Source organism: Citrobacter sp. Cf087 (genome assembly GCF_030334285.1).
Classification (GTDB): domain Bacteria; phylum Pseudomonadota; class Gammaproteobacteria; order Enterobacterales; family Enterobacteriaceae; genus Citrobacter; species Citrobacter freundii.
The window spans coordinates 385,750-402,595 of record NZ_JAOWED010000028.1 but is presented as its reverse complement, the minus strand read 5'-3'; the positions used below and the strand labels follow the sequence as shown (position 1 = coordinate 402,595).

14 protein-coding genes and 1 other RNA gene are annotated in these 16,846 nt (G+C 54.0%); 5 read left to right on the top strand and 10 right to left on the bottom strand.

What is annotated here, in order from left to right; translation table 11 throughout:
- The first annotated feature begins 18 nt into the window (after positions 1–18).
- Entirely contained in the window at positions 19–1,452 is a 1,434-nt protein-coding gene (bglA, locus tag OGV57_RS10405; RefSeq protein ID WP_054528766.1) for a 6-phospho-beta-glucosidase BglA, read from the top strand.
- Between the two features lie 94 nt (positions 1,453–1,546).
- Here bglA and OGV57_RS10400 read toward each other — a convergent pair whose 3' ends face one another.
- The 8 genes from OGV57_RS10400 to OGV57_RS10365 form a co-directional block, all read right to left on the bottom strand.
- The gene (locus OGV57_RS10400) at positions 1,547–2,290 is read right to left on the bottom strand and encodes an SDR family oxidoreductase (protein ID WP_032937431.1); all 744 of its coding nucleotides are present in this window, start codon (positions 2,288–2,290) and stop codon (positions 1,547–1,549) included.
- 61 nt (positions 2,291–2,351) lie between these two features.
- Complete coding sequence (gcvP, locus tag OGV57_RS10395; RefSeq protein WP_054528767.1) at positions 2,352–5,225, bottom strand: aminomethyl-transferring glycine dehydrogenase; 2,874 nt, start codon at positions 5,223–5,225, stop codon at positions 2,352–2,354.
- 131 nt (positions 5,226–5,356) lie between these two features.
- A complete protein-coding gene (gene gcvH, locus OGV57_RS10390) occupies positions 5,357–5,746 on the bottom strand; it encodes a glycine cleavage system protein GcvH (protein WP_003838257.1) in 390 nt (129 codons plus the stop codon).
- Between the two features lie 25 nt (positions 5,747–5,771).
- Positions 5,772–6,866 carry a glycine cleavage system aminomethyltransferase GcvT gene (gcvT, locus tag OGV57_RS10385; protein WP_003026967.1) on the bottom strand — a complete coding sequence of 365 codons (1,095 nt, stop codon included), beginning with the start codon at positions 6,864–6,866 and terminating at the stop codon, positions 5,772–5,774.
- A gap of 452 nt (positions 6,867–7,318) precedes the next feature.
- Positions 7,319–8,521, bottom strand: a complete 1,203-nt coding sequence (gene ubiI / locus OGV57_RS10380) for an FAD-dependent 2-octaprenylphenol hydroxylase (protein WP_054528768.1) — start codon at positions 8,519–8,521, stop codon at positions 7,319–7,321.
- A gap of 139 nt (positions 8,522–8,660) precedes the next feature.
- Positions 8,661–9,839 (bottom strand): 2-octaprenyl-6-methoxyphenyl hydroxylase, encoded by a 1,179-nt coding sequence (gene ubiH, locus OGV57_RS10375; protein ID WP_054528769.1) that lies wholly within the window; start codon positions 9,837–9,839, stop codon positions 8,661–8,663.
- Entirely contained in the window at positions 9,836–11,161 is a 1,326-nt protein-coding gene (gene pepP / locus OGV57_RS10370; protein WP_003846386.1) for a Xaa-Pro aminopeptidase, read from the bottom strand. Before pepP ends, ubiH begins: the two co-directional genes overlap by 4 nt.
- 24 nt (positions 11,162–11,185) lie before the next feature.
- The gene (locus tag OGV57_RS10365; RefSeq protein ID WP_003026978.1) at positions 11,186–11,764 is read right to left on the bottom strand and encodes a YecA/YgfB family protein; all 579 of its coding nucleotides are present in this window, start codon (positions 11,762–11,764) and stop codon (positions 11,186–11,188) included.
- Between the two features lie 167 nt (positions 11,765–11,931).
- On the opposite strand from OGV57_RS10365, the gene zapA reads away from it, so the two are divergent.
- The 3 genes from zapA to OGV57_RS10350 all read left to right on the top strand — a co-directional run bounded on the left by zapA (position 11,932) and on the right by OGV57_RS10350 (position 13,102).
- On the top strand, positions 11,932–12,261 hold the full coding sequence (gene zapA / locus OGV57_RS10360; protein ID WP_003026980.1) for a cell division protein ZapA: 330 nt from the start codon (positions 11,932–11,934) through the stop codon (positions 12,259–12,261).
- Between the two features lie 41 nt (positions 12,262–12,302).
- A non-coding RNA gene (gene ssrS, locus OGV57_RS10355) (6S RNA) lies at positions 12,303–12,486 on the top strand.
- Positions 12,487–12,505: 19 nt separating this feature from the next.
- Positions 12,506–13,102, top strand: coding sequence for a 5-formyltetrahydrofolate cyclo-ligase (locus OGV57_RS10350; RefSeq protein WP_054528770.1), 597 nt, complete (start codon positions 12,506–12,508; stop codon positions 13,100–13,102).
- A 379-nt stretch (positions 13,103–13,481) separates the two neighbouring features.
- On the opposite strand, the gene serA is transcribed toward OGV57_RS10350, so the two are convergent.
- Complete coding sequence (serA, locus tag OGV57_RS10345; RefSeq protein WP_003026984.1) at positions 13,482–14,714, bottom strand: phosphoglycerate dehydrogenase; 1,233 nt, start codon at positions 14,712–14,714, stop codon at positions 13,482–13,484.
- 271 nt (positions 14,715–14,985) lie between these two features.
- Complete coding sequence (gene rpiA / locus OGV57_RS10340) at positions 14,986–15,645, bottom strand: ribose-5-phosphate isomerase RpiA (RefSeq protein ID WP_003026986.1); 660 nt, start codon at positions 15,643–15,645, stop codon at positions 14,986–14,988.
- Positions 15,646–15,815: 170 nt separating this feature from the next.
- Here rpiA and argP point away from each other — a divergent pair, with 170 nt between their 5' ends.
- The gene (gene argP, locus OGV57_RS10335) at positions 15,816–16,709 is read left to right on the top strand and encodes a DNA-binding transcriptional regulator ArgP (RefSeq protein ID WP_003026988.1); all 894 of its coding nucleotides are present in this window, start codon (positions 15,816–15,818) and stop codon (positions 16,707–16,709) included.
- Positions 16,710–16,846 lie beyond the last annotated feature (137 nt).

The window sequence follows — 16,846 nt, the reverse complement described above, 5'->3', positions numbered from 1 at the left end:
ATTTGAGACTGAGCGCAGATGAAAAAACTTACCTTACCAAAAGATTTTTTATGGGGCGGCGCGGTTGCGGCGCACCAGGTTGAAGGCGGCTGGAACAAAGGTGGCAAAGGCCCCAGCATTTGCGACGTACTGACCGGAGGGGCACACGGCGTTCCGCGAGAAATCACTCAGGAAGTTGAGTCCGGTAAGTACTACCCCAACCACGAAGCTGTCGGTTTTTACAGTCATTACAAAGAAGACATCAAGCTGTTTGCCGAGATGGGATTCAAATGCTTCCGTACCTCAATCGCCTGGACCCGTATCTTCCCCAAAGGGGACGAAACCCAACCGAATGAAGAAGGGCTAAAGTTCTACGACGACATGTTCGATGAACTGCTGAAGTACAACATTGAACCAGTCATCACCCTTTCCCACTTTGAAATGCCGCTGCACCTGGTTCAACAGTACGGTAGCTGGACCAATCGTAAAGTCGTCGATTTCTTTGTCCGTTTTGCTGAAGTCGTTTTTGAGCGCTATAAGCACAAGGTCAAATACTGGATGACCTTCAATGAGATCAACAACCAGCGTAACTGGCGCGCACCGCTGTTTGGTTATTGCTGCTCCGGCGTGGTGTATACCGAGCATAAAAACCCGGAAGAGACTATGTACCAGGTGCTGCACCACCAGTTCGTGGCCAGCGCGCTGGCGGTAAAGGCGGCACGTCGCATCAACCCGGAAATGAAAGTCGGCTGCATGCTGGCGATGGTGCCACTGTACCCGTTCTCCTGTAAGCCTGAGGATGTGATGTTCGCGCAGGAATCGATGCGTGAGCGCTACGTTTTCACTGACGTTCAGCTGCGCGGCTACTATCCATCATATGTACTGAACGAGTGGGAACGCCGCGAATTCAACATCCAAATAGAAGCCGGCGATGAGCAAATCCTGCGTGAAGGCACCTGTGACTATCTCGGATTCAGTTACTACATGACCAACGCGGTAAAAGCGGAAGGCGGCAGCGGCGATGCCATTTCTGGTTTTGAGGGCAGCGTACCGAACCCGCACGTAAAAGCCTCCGACTGGGGCTGGCAGATTGACCCCGTCGGTCTACGCTATGCCTTATGTGAGCTGTATGAACGCTACCAGAAGCCGCTGTTTATCGTTGAAAACGGGTTTGGCGCTTATGACAAAGTAGAAGAAGACGGCAGCATCAACGACGACTATCGCATCGACTATCTGCGCGCCCACATCGAAGAAATGATGAAAGCGGTGACCTATGATGGCGTAGACCTGATGGGCTACACGCCATGGGGCTGCATCGACTGCGTATCGTTTACCACCGGTCAGTACAGCAAACGTTACGGCTTTATCTACGTGAACAAACATGACGACGGCACCGGCGATATGTCACGTTCACGGAAGAAGAGTTTTGACTGGTACAAAGAGGTGATTGCCAGCAACGGCGAGAATCTGTAATTTTTTGCCGGATGGCGGCGTAAACGCCTTATCCAGCCTACAGGTTATACTCCCGTAGGCTGGATAAACGCAGCGCTATCCGGCAATTAAATCCCTACTTCCCGCCTGCCAGTTCCAGAAAACTGCCCGTTACGTAAGATGCCTTCTCGCTCAACAGCCAGGTAATTGCCTGCGCGACTTCTTCCGGCTGCCCGCCACGCTGCATAGGCAACAGTGATTTCACGCGATCGACTCTTCCCGGCTCGCCGCCTGATGCGTGCATTTCAGTGTAGATAAGACCTGGTCGCACGCAGTTTACGCGGATCCCTTGCGCCGCAACCTCCAGCGCCAGGCCGGTGGTGAGCGTGTCCACAGCGCCTTTCGAGGCCGCGTAATCAACATATTCGAATGGCGCACCAAGCCGCGATGCCGCCGAAGAGACATTTACAATCGATCCACCCTGACCGCCGTGCTTGAACGACATGCGCTTTACCGCTTCCCGACAGCACAGAAAATAGCCGGTAACGTTGGTTGCCAGTACGCGATTAATTCGTTCGGCGGTTAAGTTTTCGACCGTGCTTTGCTCAAACAAGATCCCGGCATTATTCACCAGGGCAGTCAGTTGCTCGCCTTCACGGTCAATAGACTCAAACATTGCCACCACCTGGCTTTCATCACTGATATCCGCACGCAAAGCAAATGCTTTACCGCCTGCAGCGACGATGTTGTTCACCACCTCGGTTGCCGCACGAATATTGTGATGAAAATTCACGGCGACCGTGTAACCCTCTTGCGCCAGTTGCAGCGCGGTTGCTCGACCAATGCCACGACTGCCGCCCGTCACCAATGCTATAGCCATAACGTTTCTCCTAAAAAATAAAGGCGCCGAAGCGCCTTTAAAAGATAGTTGAATCAGCAAATTACTGATATTCGCTCATCGGTACACAGGAGCAGAACAGGTTACGGTCACCGTAAACGTCATCAAGGCGTTTCACGGTTGGCCAGTATTTGTTCGCCACACCCGCCGGGAAGACGGCGATTTCGCGGCTATAACCGTGATTCCACTCCATGACCAGCTCGTTTTGCGTGTGCGGTGAGTTAACCAGCGGGTTATCTTCCAGTGACCATTCACCGGCTTTCACGCGATCGATCTCAGCGCGGATTGCCAGCATCGCATTGATAAAGCGATCCAGTTCCACTTTGCTTTCAGATTCAGTCGGTTCAACCATCAGGGTACCCGCGACCGGGAATGACATAGTCGGCGCATGGAAACCGTAATCGATTAGGCGCTTGGCAATATCCAGTTCGCTGATGCCGGTCTCTTCTTTCAGTGGGCGAATGTCGAGAATACATTCATGCGCCACGCGACCATCGCGACCGGTATACAGTACCGGATAAGCATCTTTCAGACGGCTGGCAATGTAGTTAGCGTTAAGAATCGCCACCTGGCTGGCCTGCTTCAGACCTTCTGCGCCCATCATACGGATGTACATCCAACTGATTGGCAAAATGGATGCGCTACCGAACGGCGCCGCAGAAACTGCGCCCTGACGGGTCAGCATCCCTTCAATCTGCACTACGCTGTGGCCCGGTACAAACGGCGCCAGATGTGATTTCACGCCGATCGGTCCCATACCTGGGCCGCCGCCGCCGTGCGGAATGCAGAATGTTTTATGCAGGTTGAGGTGCGAGACATCTGCGCCAATAAAGCCCGGCGTGGTGATCCCAACCTGAGCGTTCATGTTCGCGCCATCCAGGTAAACCTGGCCGCCGAACTGGTGCACAACGTCGCACACTTCACGGATCGTTTCTTCATAAACGCCGTGGGTGGATGGGTAGGTCACCATGATGCAAGAAAGGTTGTCGGCATGTTGTTCTGCTTTTGCTCGCAGATCGTCCAGGTCGATGTTGCCGTTCTTATCACAGGCGACCACCACTACCTGCATACCCGCCATCTGTGCAGACGCCGGGTTGGTACCGTGGGCAGAAGCCGGGATCAGACAGATATCGCGATGACCTTCGTTACGGCTTTCGTGATAATGACGAATCGCCAGCAGACCCGCATACTCGCCCTGCGCACCGGAGTTCGGCTGCATGCAGACGGCATCATAACCGGTCAGTTTAACCAACCACTCGGAAAGCTGGCCGATCATCTGGTGATAACCTTCAGCCTGCTCTGGCGGGCAGAAAGGATGCAGCTCAGCGAATTCAGGCCAGGTGATAGGGATCATCTCGGCAGCGGCGTTGAGCTTCATGGTGCAGGAACCCAGCGGGATCATTGCCTGATTCAGCGCCAGATCTTTACGCTCCAGTGAGTGCATGTAGCGCATCATCTCGGTTTCGCTGTGATAGCGGTTGAACACCGGGTGGCTGAGGATCGCATCGTCACGCAGCATGCTTTCCTGAATAGAACGGCTGTCGAGCGCCACGTCTTTATCCAGCGTATCGATGTTCAGAGCGTGACTGTCGCCCAGCAGAACATTGAACAACTGCACCACGTTTTCACGGGTGGTGGTTTCATCGAGCGTAATACCTACCGCGTTATGGATATCGCTACGCAGGTTGATTTCTGCCGCTTCGGCACGCGCCAGCACTGCGGCCTTATCGGCTACTTCAACGCACAGAGTGTCGAAGTAATGCGCATGACGCAGCTTCAATCCTTTCTGTTGCAGACCGGCTGCCAGGATATCAGTCAGGCGGTGGATGCGATTAGCAATGCGTTTCAGGCCAACCGGACCATGATAAACGGCATACAGGCTGGCGATGTTGGCCAGCAGGACCTGCGAGGTACAAATGTTGGAGTTCGCTTTCTCGCGGCGGATATGCTGCTCACGAGTCTGCATCGCCATGCGCAGTGCGGTATTGCCCGCCGCATCTTTGGAGACGCCGATAATACGGCCTGGCATGGAGCGTTTGAATTCGTCTTTCGCGGCGAAGAATGCCGCGTGTGGGCCACCGTAACCCATCGGTACGCCGAAGCGTTGTGCAGAACCGAAAACGATATCCGCGCCCTGTTTGCCCGGAGCAGTCAGCAGTACCAGCGCCATAAAGTCGGCAGCGACACTGACCACAACTTTACGGGATTTCAGCTCGGTAATCAGTTTGCTGTAGTCATGCACTTCACCGGTGGTGCCAACCTGCTGCAACAGCACGCCAAACACATCCTGGTGATCCAGTGCTTTCGCCGCGTCATCAACAATCACGTCAAAACCAAAGGTTTGTGCACGAGTACGCACAACATCCAGCGTTTGCGGATGAACATCAGCGGCCACAAAGAAGCGGTTGGCGTTTTTCAGTTTGCTGACGCGTTTTGCCATCGCCATCGCTTCAGCCGCCGCGGTGGCTTCATCCAGCAGAGAGGCGGAGGCCATGTCCAGACCGGTCAGATCCAGCGTCACCTGCTGGAAGTTGAGCAGCGCTTCCAGGCGCCCCTGAGAAACTTCTGGCTGATACGGCGTATACGCAGTGTACCAGCCCGGGTTTTCCAGCATGTTGCGCAGGATAACCGGTGGCAACTGCACGGCGGTGTAGCCCATGCCAATGTAGGACGTGAAGCGCTTGTTACGCCCAGCGATGGCTTTTAATTCAGCCAGCGCAGCGTATTCGGTCGCCGCCTCGCCCACCTGCGGCGGGGTTGCGAGCTGAATGTCTTTCGGCACAATCTGGCCGATCAGCGCGTTTAACGACTCGGCGCCAACCGCATTCAGCATCTCTTGCTGCTGCGCGGCGTCCGGTCCGATGTGGCGTTCAATGAAAGCGCCGCTGTTTTCAAGCTGGCTTAACGTCTGTGTCATGGGCGATGGTTCCTGAAACGTGCAGTGAATCGTGATTGTCTCTGTCTACGAGCCCGGCAGCGCTAGCGCTTACCGGGTCTACGCATGCTTTGTAGGCCGGATAAGCGCAGCGCCATCCGGCAAAAGCGTATTTACTCGTCTTCTAACAATGCTTCATATGCGGCCGCATCCAGCAGCGATTCAATTTCGCTTTCATCGCTGGCTTTGATTTTGAAAATCCAGCCGCCCGCATACGGCTCGCTGTTGACCAGTTCCGGGGAGTCGCTGAGCGCGTCGTTAACCGCCACAATCTCACCACCTACTGGCGCATAGATATCGGATGCCGCTTTTACGGACTCCGCAACGGCACAATCATCGCCCGCGCTGACGGTTGCGCCAACTTCTGGCAGGTCAACGAAAACCATGTCACCTAACAGCTCCTGAGCGTGTTCGGTGATACCAACGGTGTAAGAGCCGTCAGCTTCTTTGCGCAGCCATTCGTGTTCTTTGCTGTATTTCAGTTCTGCAGGTACGTTGCTCATCAATCAATCTCCAAAAAAGGATGAATTACGCGACGGCTTTGCCGTTACGCACAAAAACAGGTTTAGTCACTTTTACCGGCATTTCGCGGTTACGGATCTGCACGATCGCAGTTTCGCCGATACCCGCAGGGACACGCGCCAACGCGATGCTGTAACCAAGAGTTGGGGAGAATGTCCCGCTGGTGATAATGCCTTCCTGCTGGTTGCCGGAAGCATCGGTGAAGCGCACCGGCAGTTCATTACGCAGCACGCCTTTCTCGGTCATCACCAGCCCGACCAGTTGTTCGTGGCCTTTTTCACGCTGCATTTCCAACGCTTCACGACCGATAAAGTCGCGGTCAGCCGGTTCCCATGCGATGGTCCAGCCCATGTTGGCCGCCAGCGGAGAAATGCCTTCGTCCATCTCCTGACCGTACAGGTTCATACCGGCTTCCAGACGCAGCGTGTCACGTGCGCCGAGACCGCAGGGTTTGACACCAGCCTGTACCAGCGCACGCCAGAAATCTGCCGCTTTTTCATTCGGCATGGCAATTTCATAGCCTGCTTCGCCGGTATAACCGGTGGTTGCGATAAACAAGTCGCCCGCCTGAACGCCGAAGAACGGCTTCATGCCTGCTACCGCCTGACGCTGCTCGTCAGTAAACAACGTAGCTGCTTTTTCCTGTGCGTTTGGACCCTGTACCGCAATCAGCGACAGGTCGTCACGAACGGTGATGTCGATGGCGTAAGGTTCAGCGTGTTGGGTAATCCAGGAGAGGTCTTTTTCGCGGGTGGCGGAGTTAACAACGAGGCGGAAGAAGTCTTCAGTGAAGTAGTAGACAATCAGGTCATCTATCACGCCGCCCGAAGCGTTAAGCATACCGGAGTAGAGGGCTTTACCCGTCTTCGTTAGCTTCGCGACGTCGTTTGCCAGCAGATAACGCAAGAACTCCCGGGTGCGGCTACCGCGCAGGTCGACGATGGTCATATGCGACACATCAAACATTCCGGCATCGGTGCGAACAGCATGGTGTTCATCGAGCTGAGAACCGTAATGCAGTGGCATCATCCAGCCATGGAAATCGACCATGCGCGCGCCACATAGCGTGTGTTGTTCGTACAAAGGAGTCTGTTGAGCCATCTTTTCCTCGTTGAATAAGCGGGGCTATCAACTCTTTCGCGGTGAAATTATCGCCACGAAACCCAGCACCGCAGCCGCTCCAGGGGCTACGACGCAAACGTTCTCTTTGTCCTGAACTTACCACCGAAACAGACGCTAAACCATAAGTCAAAATTAACCATCACATTAGCTTATGGCGAAAAACAGCCAGATCGACAACAGAATAAAACTCCATATATGTAGTAATAAATCAGAATAACAAACAAAGATAAGCGCAAACTTACAGCACCAATCAACATTAAATGTGGAAAAAATGTCAAAAATGGCGTTATGAAAAAAACGTGATATTAAAAAAACTAATGCGAAAAAAGGCGTGGAATTAGATTATTTCAAATGAGAGAAGAACCCCGGCGCGCAGGCCGGGAGAGGAAAGTGTGACGGGTCTCAAACTCTTAAGATTGTCCTTACGGACACTAACGTAACCACTCGGGAAGATCGTTCAGTCCCATCGCCTGACGGATGAGTTGTGGTTTTACGCCCGGGAGGGTATCGGCCAGTTTCAGCCCAATATCGCGTAGCAGTTTTTTCGCCGGATTCTCGCCTGCAAACAGTTCACGGAAACCCTGCATCCCTGCCAGCATCAGCGCTGCGCTGTGCTTACGGCTGCGTTCGTAGCGGCGTAAATAGAGATACTGCCCAATATCTTTACCCTGACGCTGTAGCCGCTTAAGTTCATCGATCAGCTCCGCCGCATCCATAAAGCCAAGGTTAACCCCCTGACCCGCCAGCGGGTGGATGGTATGCGCCGCATCCCCCACCAGCGCCAGACGATGGGCGGCGAAATGACGGGCATAACGTCCCGTCAGCGGAAACGCCTGACGTTCGCTTTCAAGGCTGCACAGCCCCAGACGATTATCAAAAGCGATATTCAGCGCCTGATTAAACTCGTCAACGCTTGCCTGCTGCATACGTTCTGCTTCCTGCGGCGAGAGCGACCAGACGATAGAACACAGGTGTGGATCGCTGAGGGGCAGGAATGCCAGGATCCCCTCGCCGTGAAACGCCTGACGCGCAACCGCACCGTGCGCTTCCTGCGTACGGATAGTCGCCACCAGCGCATGATGACGATAATCCCAGAAGGTGAGCGGAATATCCGCTTTGTTGCGCAGCCAGGAGTTAGCACCATCAGCACCGACGACCAGGCGGGCCGTCAGCATTGCGCCATCTTTCAGGGTCAGAAATGCTTCGTTCTCACCCCAGGCCACCTGCTGTAATTCAGCGGGTGCCATCAGCGTAATATCCGCTGAACGCTGCGCCTTTTGCCACAGCGCATAATGAATCTCTGAGTTTTCGACAATGTGCCCCAAATGGCTATAGCCCATGCTCTGGTCATCAAACGCAATACGTCCAAAGCTGTCTTTGTCCCAGACTTCCATGCCGTGGTAGCAGCAAGCGCGACGGGCAACAATGTCGGACCAGACGCCAAGACGGGTAAGCAGTTTTTCGCTGGCGGCATTAATGGCCGAAACACGAAGCTGAGGAGGTGCATCCGCCGCCAACGGCTGCGGAACATGTTGTTCTAATACAGCAACGCGCAACCCGCTGCCCTGTAAGCCGCAGGCAACCGCCAGTCCTACCATGCCGCCACCAACAATTGCTACATCAACACTTTGCACTGTTTGCTCCTGAAAATAGGACAATCAAAAACCGTAGGCCGGATAAGGCAAAGCCGCCATCCGGCATCAATTCCGCGACATTACCTGATGGCGCTGCGCTTATCAGGCCTACTTCTTTAATTCGGCCTACAGGTTATATTTAGCGCGCAACCCAGCCCAGGGTCCGCTCCGCCAGCGCATCGCGCGCAGGGGTGAATAATTCCATCGCCATCAGCCCGGCATTACGCCCAACAACCAGCGGGGCCCAGTGATTGGCAAACAAATACACTAAATTATTGGTCACACCAATCGTCGTATTACGATCGCTTTCGCGGCGCTGCTGATAGCGTGCCAGCACCGCATAATCACCCACATCTTCCGCGCCGTTTTCCGCCTGCGTCAACGTCTCAGCCAGGCTCATTACGTCACGCAGGCCCAGGTTGAAACCTTGCCCGGCAATGGGATGCAGCGTCTGGGCGGCGTTCCCTACCAGCACGGTACGATGGGTAATCGCCTTCAGCGCTGTAGTTAACGAAAGCGGATAGGCGCTGCGTTTACCGGCCTGGGTAATACGTCCCAGTCGCCAGCCAAAAGCGGTTTGTAGTTCACGGCAAAACTGTTCGTCAGACCAGGCCATAATCTCATCACGCTGCTCCAGCGGATGGCACCACACCAACGAGCAGCGACCGTCAGACATCGGCAGCATTGCCAGCGGACCATATTGCGTGAAGCGTTCAAACGCTCGACCGTCGTGCGGTACAGAGGTCGTGACGTTGGCAATTACCGCCAGTTGCTCATAAGGCTGTTGCAGCCAGTCAACACCGCAGGCGGTAGCCAGTGCGGAGCGCGTACCGTCGGCGGCCACCAGCAGGCGACCATCAATTATTTCGCCATTTTCCAGCGTTACTTCAACGCGCTCCTGCGTGCGCGACACGCTAGCTACGCGGTCGGGGCAGTGCAATGTGACGCCCGGAGCTTTGCGCAGCAGCGCAAACAGACGCAGCCCGACGTCGTGCAGTTCTACCACCTGGCCCAGAGCCGGAATACGGTATTCCTGCGCATCCAGCGTCACAAATCCGGCATGACCGCGATCGCTGACGTGAACCGTTTTAATGGCCGTTGCGCAATCGGCAATCGCCTGCCATACGCCAATTCGCGCCAGCTGTTGGCAGGTTCCTGCCGCCAGAGCGATCGCCCTGGCATCAAACCCGGGATGGCGGTCAGTTTCAGGTTCGCTCGCTTCTATCAGATGAACCGGCAGAGTCCCATGGCTGAGCTGAGAAATGGCCAACGCCAGCGTCGCGCCAACCATACCACCACCAACGATAATCACGCTCATTGCAGTCGCGCCGCAGCCATTAAGGCTTCAATGTCATCCGCTTTCTTCACTACGCTGGCGGTCAGGTTTTCATTGCCGTCCTCGGTGATGAGGATGTCATCCTCAATACGAATGCCGATACCACGATAAGCCGGCGGTACATCGGCGTCTGGCGCGATATACAGTCCCGGCTCGACGGTGAGCACCATTCCCGGCTCAAGAATACGTGAGCGGTCCTGACCATAAACGCCGACGTCGTGCACATCCAGCCCAAGCCAGTGGCTTAGACCATGCATAAAGAATGGGCGATGTGCATTTTCGGTAATCAACTGATCGACATCACCGTGCAAAATACCGAGTTTCACCAGACCCGTAATCATGATGCGCACCACTTCGCCAGTGACTTCCTGAATGGACGTTCCGGGACGATACAGACGCAGGCTGGTCTCTAAGGATTCCAGCACGATATCGTAGATTTCACGCTGTGCTGGGGTAAATTTACCATTTACCGGAAAGGTACGCGTAATGTCGCCCGCATAGCCTTTGTATTCACAGCCAGCGTCGATCAGCACCAAATCGCCATCGCGCATTTCACTTTCATTTTCGGTGTAATGCAGGATACAGCCGTTTTCACCGCTGCCGACAATCGTGTTATAGGACGGATAACGCGCACCATGGCGGGTAAATTCGTGGTGAATCTCCCCTTCTAACTGGTATTCAAACATTCCCGGACGGCATTTTTCCATCGCACGGGTATGCGCCAGCGCGGTGATTTCTCCGGCACGACGCATGACCGCAATCTCTTCCGGTGATTTGAACAGGCGCATCTCATGCACCATTGGACGCCAGTCGATAATCGCGGCAGGTGCGTGCAGATTTTGTCTGGAGCCTTTACGCAGTTTATCCAGCGCCGTGCACACAATCTCGTCGGCCCAGGCATATTCGCCCTGTGCGTGGTACACCGCGTCCAGGCCATTGAGCAACAGGTGCAGCTGTTGGTTGATTTCACTGAAGGCCAGCGCCCGGTCAACGCCAAGTTTTGCCGGGGCAGCATCCTGGCCCAGACGGCGACCAAACCAGATCTCCGCCGTCAGATCGCGAACCCGATTGAACAAAACGCTATGGTTATGAGTGTCATCGCTTTTAATCAGCACCAGCACGGCTTCAGGTTCGTTAAAACCGGTGAAGTACCAGAAATCACTGCTTTGGCGGTACGGGTATTCACTGTCCGCGCTGCGCGTCGCTTCAGGCGCGGCAAAAATCAGCGCGGCGCTGCCGGGCTGCATTTGTGCCAGTAAAGCCTGGCGACGACGCTGGAATTCTTGCTGAGATATCTCGCTCATCACACTCTCCTTTGCGTTTCGTTCTTAGTGCAGAGTCGGTTTACGAACTTCCGGCGCAGTCGGCTGCTGACGCGTAAACGTGTCATGACACAGCAAAGCGGCTACGCGCACGTATTCGATGATCTCTTCGAGCGACATTTCCAGCTCTTCCTGATCTTCGTCTTCGTCATACCCTAACTGCGCGATATTGCGCAGGTCGTCAATCGCTTCCCCGGTTTCGCCGGTTACTTTGTCGAGCTTCGGCTGCGTGACGCCAAGACCCAGCAAAAAGTGGTTTACCCATCCCGCCAGCGCATCGGCGCGATCGAACACGCTGACGTCATCCCCTTCAGGCAGATAAAGCTGAAAAAGGAAGCCGTCGTCTTCGAGGGCATCGCTGGTGGCAGAGTGCATTTTCAGCAGCGCCTGAGCCAGCTCGTGACCAAAGGCCAGGCCTTCGTTCGTCAGGTCGTGCAACAGCGGCTGCCATGAGCTGTCGTTGTTTCCACCACAAATCATTCCGCTTATCAAGCCGTGCATTTCGGCCGGGGTTAATCCAGCCCCTTGTTGGTTCAAAAACTGGCTAACTTCGTTGTAACCAGGCATTTCGTTCTGTATAGACATAAGCATTCGTCATCAAAGGGAGGAATATTCATGGTATGCTACCACTTTGGACCCTGGTGGACCAGAAAAGGGCTTGTATCTTGATACCAGGGTAGCTATAGTGTCGCCCCTTCGCGGACCCACGGTCTGGAGACGAAGGCAGCGCAGTCAATCAGCAGGAAGGTGGCATGTCTGCACAACCCGTCGATATCCAAATATTTGGCCGTTCACTGCGAGTGAATTGCCCGCCTGAACAAAGGGATGCGTTGAATCAGGCTGCGGACGATCTCAATCAGCGATTGCAAGATCTGAAAGTTCGCACTAGAGTCACAAATACTGAGCAGTTGGTTTTCATCGCCGCGTTGAACATCAGCTATGAATTAACTCAGGAAAAAGCGAAGACGCGTGAGTACGCGGCGAGCATGGAACAACGTATTCGGATGCTACAACAGACCATCGAACAGGCGTTGCTTGATCAGGGTCGCATAACCGAAAAAACGGGCCAAAACTTTGAATAACACTTTTCGGTTTACTGTGGTAGAGTGACCGTGAAGACAAAATTTCTCTGAGATGTTTGCAAGCGGGCCAGTCCCCTGAGCCGATATTTCATACCACAAGAATGTGGCGCTCCACGGTTGGTGAGCATGCTCGGCCCGTCCGAGAAGCCTTAAAACTGTGACGACACATTCACCTTGAACCAAGGGTTCAAGGGTTACAGCCTGCGGCGGCATCTCGGAGATTCCCTTCTACCTGGCAACAGCCATGACATTACTTTCTGAACTCCCTTTATCCCGGCAAGAAATTCGTCAACTGATTCGGCAGCGTCGTCGTGCGCTTACCTCCGAACAGCAACGACAATACGGTCAGCAAGCCGCGACCCGAATGCTCAGCTTTCCCCCTGTTGTACTCGCTCATACGGTGGCAGTATTCCTCTCGTTCGATGGCGAACTCGATACCCAGCCGCTAATAGATCAGCTGTGGCGAGCGGGCAAGCGCGTTTATCTTCCGGTTCTTCATCCCTTCAGCGCCGGTAATTTGCTGTTCCTGCACTATCATCCGCATAGCGACCTGGTAACCAATCGCTTAAAGATCCAGGAACCACGACTTGATGTACGTGACGTATTACCGCTGCCACAGCTGGATGTACTGATTACGCCGTTAGTGGCGTTTGATGAATATGGGCAACGCCTGGGCATGGGCGGCGGATTTTATGACCGCACGTTACAAAACTGGCAGCAGCATAAGATCCAGCCCGTAGGCTACGCGCACGATTGTCAGCGAGTTGAAAAGCTGCCTGTCGAAGAATGGGATATCCCGCTGCCTGCGGTGGTGACGCCGTCAAAAGTATGGGAATGGTAGCTTTTTTGTCGATTGACAGCGCCGTTTTTTTAAACTAACTTTCTCGGTGAAGGGTGAGGGAGGCGAACCTCCCTCCTGCGTACTCTCTGTTAATATGCTGGCGAAGCGATGATTAACAGGATCAGCAGCATGATGACGTATCTCATCATCGTCCCTTTCCTTTTTAAAGCCCCTGCTTCGGTAGGGGCTTTCCCGTTTCAGCACGATGCTGAGCCCCTATCGTAAATTCCTTTTATTGATGTACAACGCAGAGCGCAGCCTTTAATTACCAATTGCGGCAAAGATCGAAAACGGAATGTATGCGTTACACAAAGAGATAGTAAGGCAGGATAATCAGAGGAAAGATGGGCAGGTCAACTGCCTGCCCATGTAGAGGAAATCAGTACAGCAGACGAGCACGAATGGTACCCGGGAGGGCTTTCATCGCCAGCAACGCTTTCTCTGCCACATCTTCATCCGCTTCAATATCAATAACCACGTAACCTACCTGTGCGGAAGTCTGCAGATACTGTGCGGCAATGTTGACGCCCTGCTCGGCAAAAATCTGGTTCAGCGCGGTCAGTACGCCCGGACGGTTTTCGTGAATGTGCATCAGACGACGACCGCCGTGTAGCGGCAGCGAAACTTCCGGGAAGTTAACTGCAGACAGCGTAGAGCCGTTATCGGAATACTTGGTCAGTTTCCCAGCCACTTCCAGACCGATGTTTTCCTGCGCTTCCAGCGTTGAACCACCAATGTGCGGCGTCAGGATCACGTTGTCGAAATCACACAGCGGCGAAGTGAAAGGATCGCTGTTGGTTGCCGGCTCGGTTGGGAATACGTCGATTGCCGCCCCTGCCAGGTGCTTGGTCGCTAACGCGTCGCACAGCGCAGGAATATCAACAACCGTACCACGTGCGGCGTTAATCAGCAGCGCGCCTGGTTTCATCAACGCAATCTCACGCGCGCCCATCAGATTTTTGGTGGAGGCATTTTCCGGTACGTGCAAACTGACCACGTCGCTCATATTGAGCAGGTCGGAAAGATGCTGCACCTGCGTGGCGTTGCCGAGTGGGAGTTTATTTTCTATATCATAGAAATAGACATGCATCCCCAGCGATTCCGCCAGAATGCCTAGCTGAGTACCAATGTGGCCGTAGCCGATGATCCCCAGTTTTTTGCCACGCGCTTCAAAGGAGCCGGTAGCCAGTTTGTTCCACACGCCGCGGTGTGCTTTGGCGTTCGCTTCGGGTACACCGCGTAGCAGGAGAAGCAGTTCGCCAATCACCAGTTCCGCAACGGAACGCGTGTTAGAGAATGGCGCGTTAAACACGGGGATCCCGCGCTTTGCCGCAGCGGTCAGATCAACCTGGTTGGTGCCGATACAGAAGCAGCCAATCGCGACCAGTTTCTCTGCGGCGTCAATCACATCTTCAGTCAGATGGGTACGGGATCGCAGGCCAATGAAGTGGGCATCACGGATGGACTCTTTCAGTTGTTCAGTGTCCAGAGCACCTTTGTGAAACTCGATGTTGGTATAACCTGCTGCACGAAGGCTTTCGAGTGCTTTTTGATGCACGCCTTCTACCAGCAGAAATTTAATCTTATCTTTCTCCAGTGATACCTTTGCCATTTCCCCGACCCTGTCTTTTTTTGTTCAAACTGATGTGTTGTGTGTGGGATTTTCATCCGCCTCTTCAACATATCAAAAAATAATATTGCGGCAATATGAACGTTTGCGTCGCCGTGCTGAAGAAATGTCATTCAGAGAGAAATGTCAGAGGAAAATACTGGCGATAACTTTTTCTTTGGAGAGATCGGCAGGACAATATTATAAACGTGACACAAGTCACCAAATTTGCCCTGCCAAAATTTTTTTAACGGGAGAAGACACTCCCATCAGATCATTTTACGATAGTTTTCACGCCGTCTGGGGTACCGATCAGCGCGACATCCGCACCACGGTTGGCAAACAGACCGACGGTTACCACACCCGGAATCGCATTGATGGCGTTTTCCATGGCCACGGCGTCAAGGATCTCCAGACCGTGTACATCAAGGATCACGTTGCCGTTGTCCGTCACTACGCCCTGACGATATTCAGGACGACCGCCCAGCTTCACCAACTGGCGAGCCACAGCGCTGCGCGCCATTGGGATCACTTCAACCGGCAGCGGGAAGTTGCCGAGAATGTCGACTTCTTTGGACGCATCCGCGATGCAGATAAATTTCTTCGCCACGGAAGCAATGATTTTTTCACGGGTCAACGCTGCACCGCCGCCCTTGATCATCTGCATATGGCCGTTGATTTCATCCGCGCCGTCAACGTATACGCCGAGACTATCAACTTCGTTAAGATCGAACACGTGGATGCCAAGGCTTTTGAGTTTTTCGGTTGAAGCGTCCGAACTGGACACAGCACCTTCAATCTGACCTTTCATTGTGCCCAGCGCATCAATAAAGTGTGCGGCTGTTGAACCTGTACCTACGCCCACAATGGTACCGGGCTGTACATACTGAAGTGCCGCCCATCCTACTGCTTTTTTCAGTTCATCCTGCGTCATGATCGTTTCGCCTGTGGTGTGAATATGGTGGGAAAATTCACGCGCATTATAGAACATTGTGCAGAAAAATGTCCCCACACCCGCTCGCAAGCGGCGGATTTCGTCTTTACCCAACCTAAATTTGTGTCATAGTGCAGAACAAGCAAAATTTTCAGGAGTGCGTCAAAGCAATGAAACGTCCGGACTACAGAACACTACAAGCACTGGATGCGGTTATTCGTGAACGAGGATTTGAGCGCGCGGCGCAAAAGCTGTGCATCACGCAATCCGCGGTTTCACAGCGCATAAAACAGCTTGAGAATATGTTCGGACAACCGCTGCTGGTGCGTACCGTACCACCACGCCCAACCGAACAGGGGCAGAAACTACTGGCGCTTTTGCGTCAGGTTGAACTGCTGGAAGACGAGTGGCTGGGTGATGAACAAACCGGATCGACGCCGCTGCTGCTCTCACTGGCAGTGAACGCCGACAGTCTGGCGACCTGGTTGCTTCCGGCGTTAGCCCCGGTACTGGCCAATTCACCGATTCGGCTGAACCTGCAGGTTGAGGATGAAACGCGCACCCAGGAACGTCTGCGTCGTGGTGAAGTGGTCGGTGCGGTGAGTATCCAACATCAGGCGCTGCCAAGCTGTCTGGTAGATAAACTTGGCGCGCTGGACTACCTGTTTGTTGGCTCCAAACCTTTTGCCGAACGTTATTTCCCTAACGGCGTCACCCGCTCCGCCCTGCTGAAAGCCCCGGCGGTAGCGTTTGACCATCTTGATGATATGCACCAGGCGTTCCTGCAACAAAACTTCGACCTGCCGCCGGGCAGCGTGCCGTGCCACATCGTTAACTCGTCTGAAGCCTTCGTCCAGTTGGCCCGTCAGGGCACCACCTGCTGCATGATCCCGCACTTACAGATTGAGAAAGAGCTGGAAAGCGGCGAGCTGATCGACTTAACGCCAGGTCTGTTCCAGCGTCGGATGCTGTACTGGCACCGTTTTGCACCGGAAAGCCGCATGATGCGCAACGTTACCGACGCGCTGCTGGAATACGGGCACAAGGTGTTGCGTCAGGATTAAACCGTTTATTGCTCCAGAGTGCCGGATGGCGGCGTAACGCCTTATCCGGCCGACAAGCCTTTACCCTCTATTCATGCTATTCCCGCCACGTCTTTGAAATAAATCACAAAATCAAACACGCCATGCGGCAAAAAACG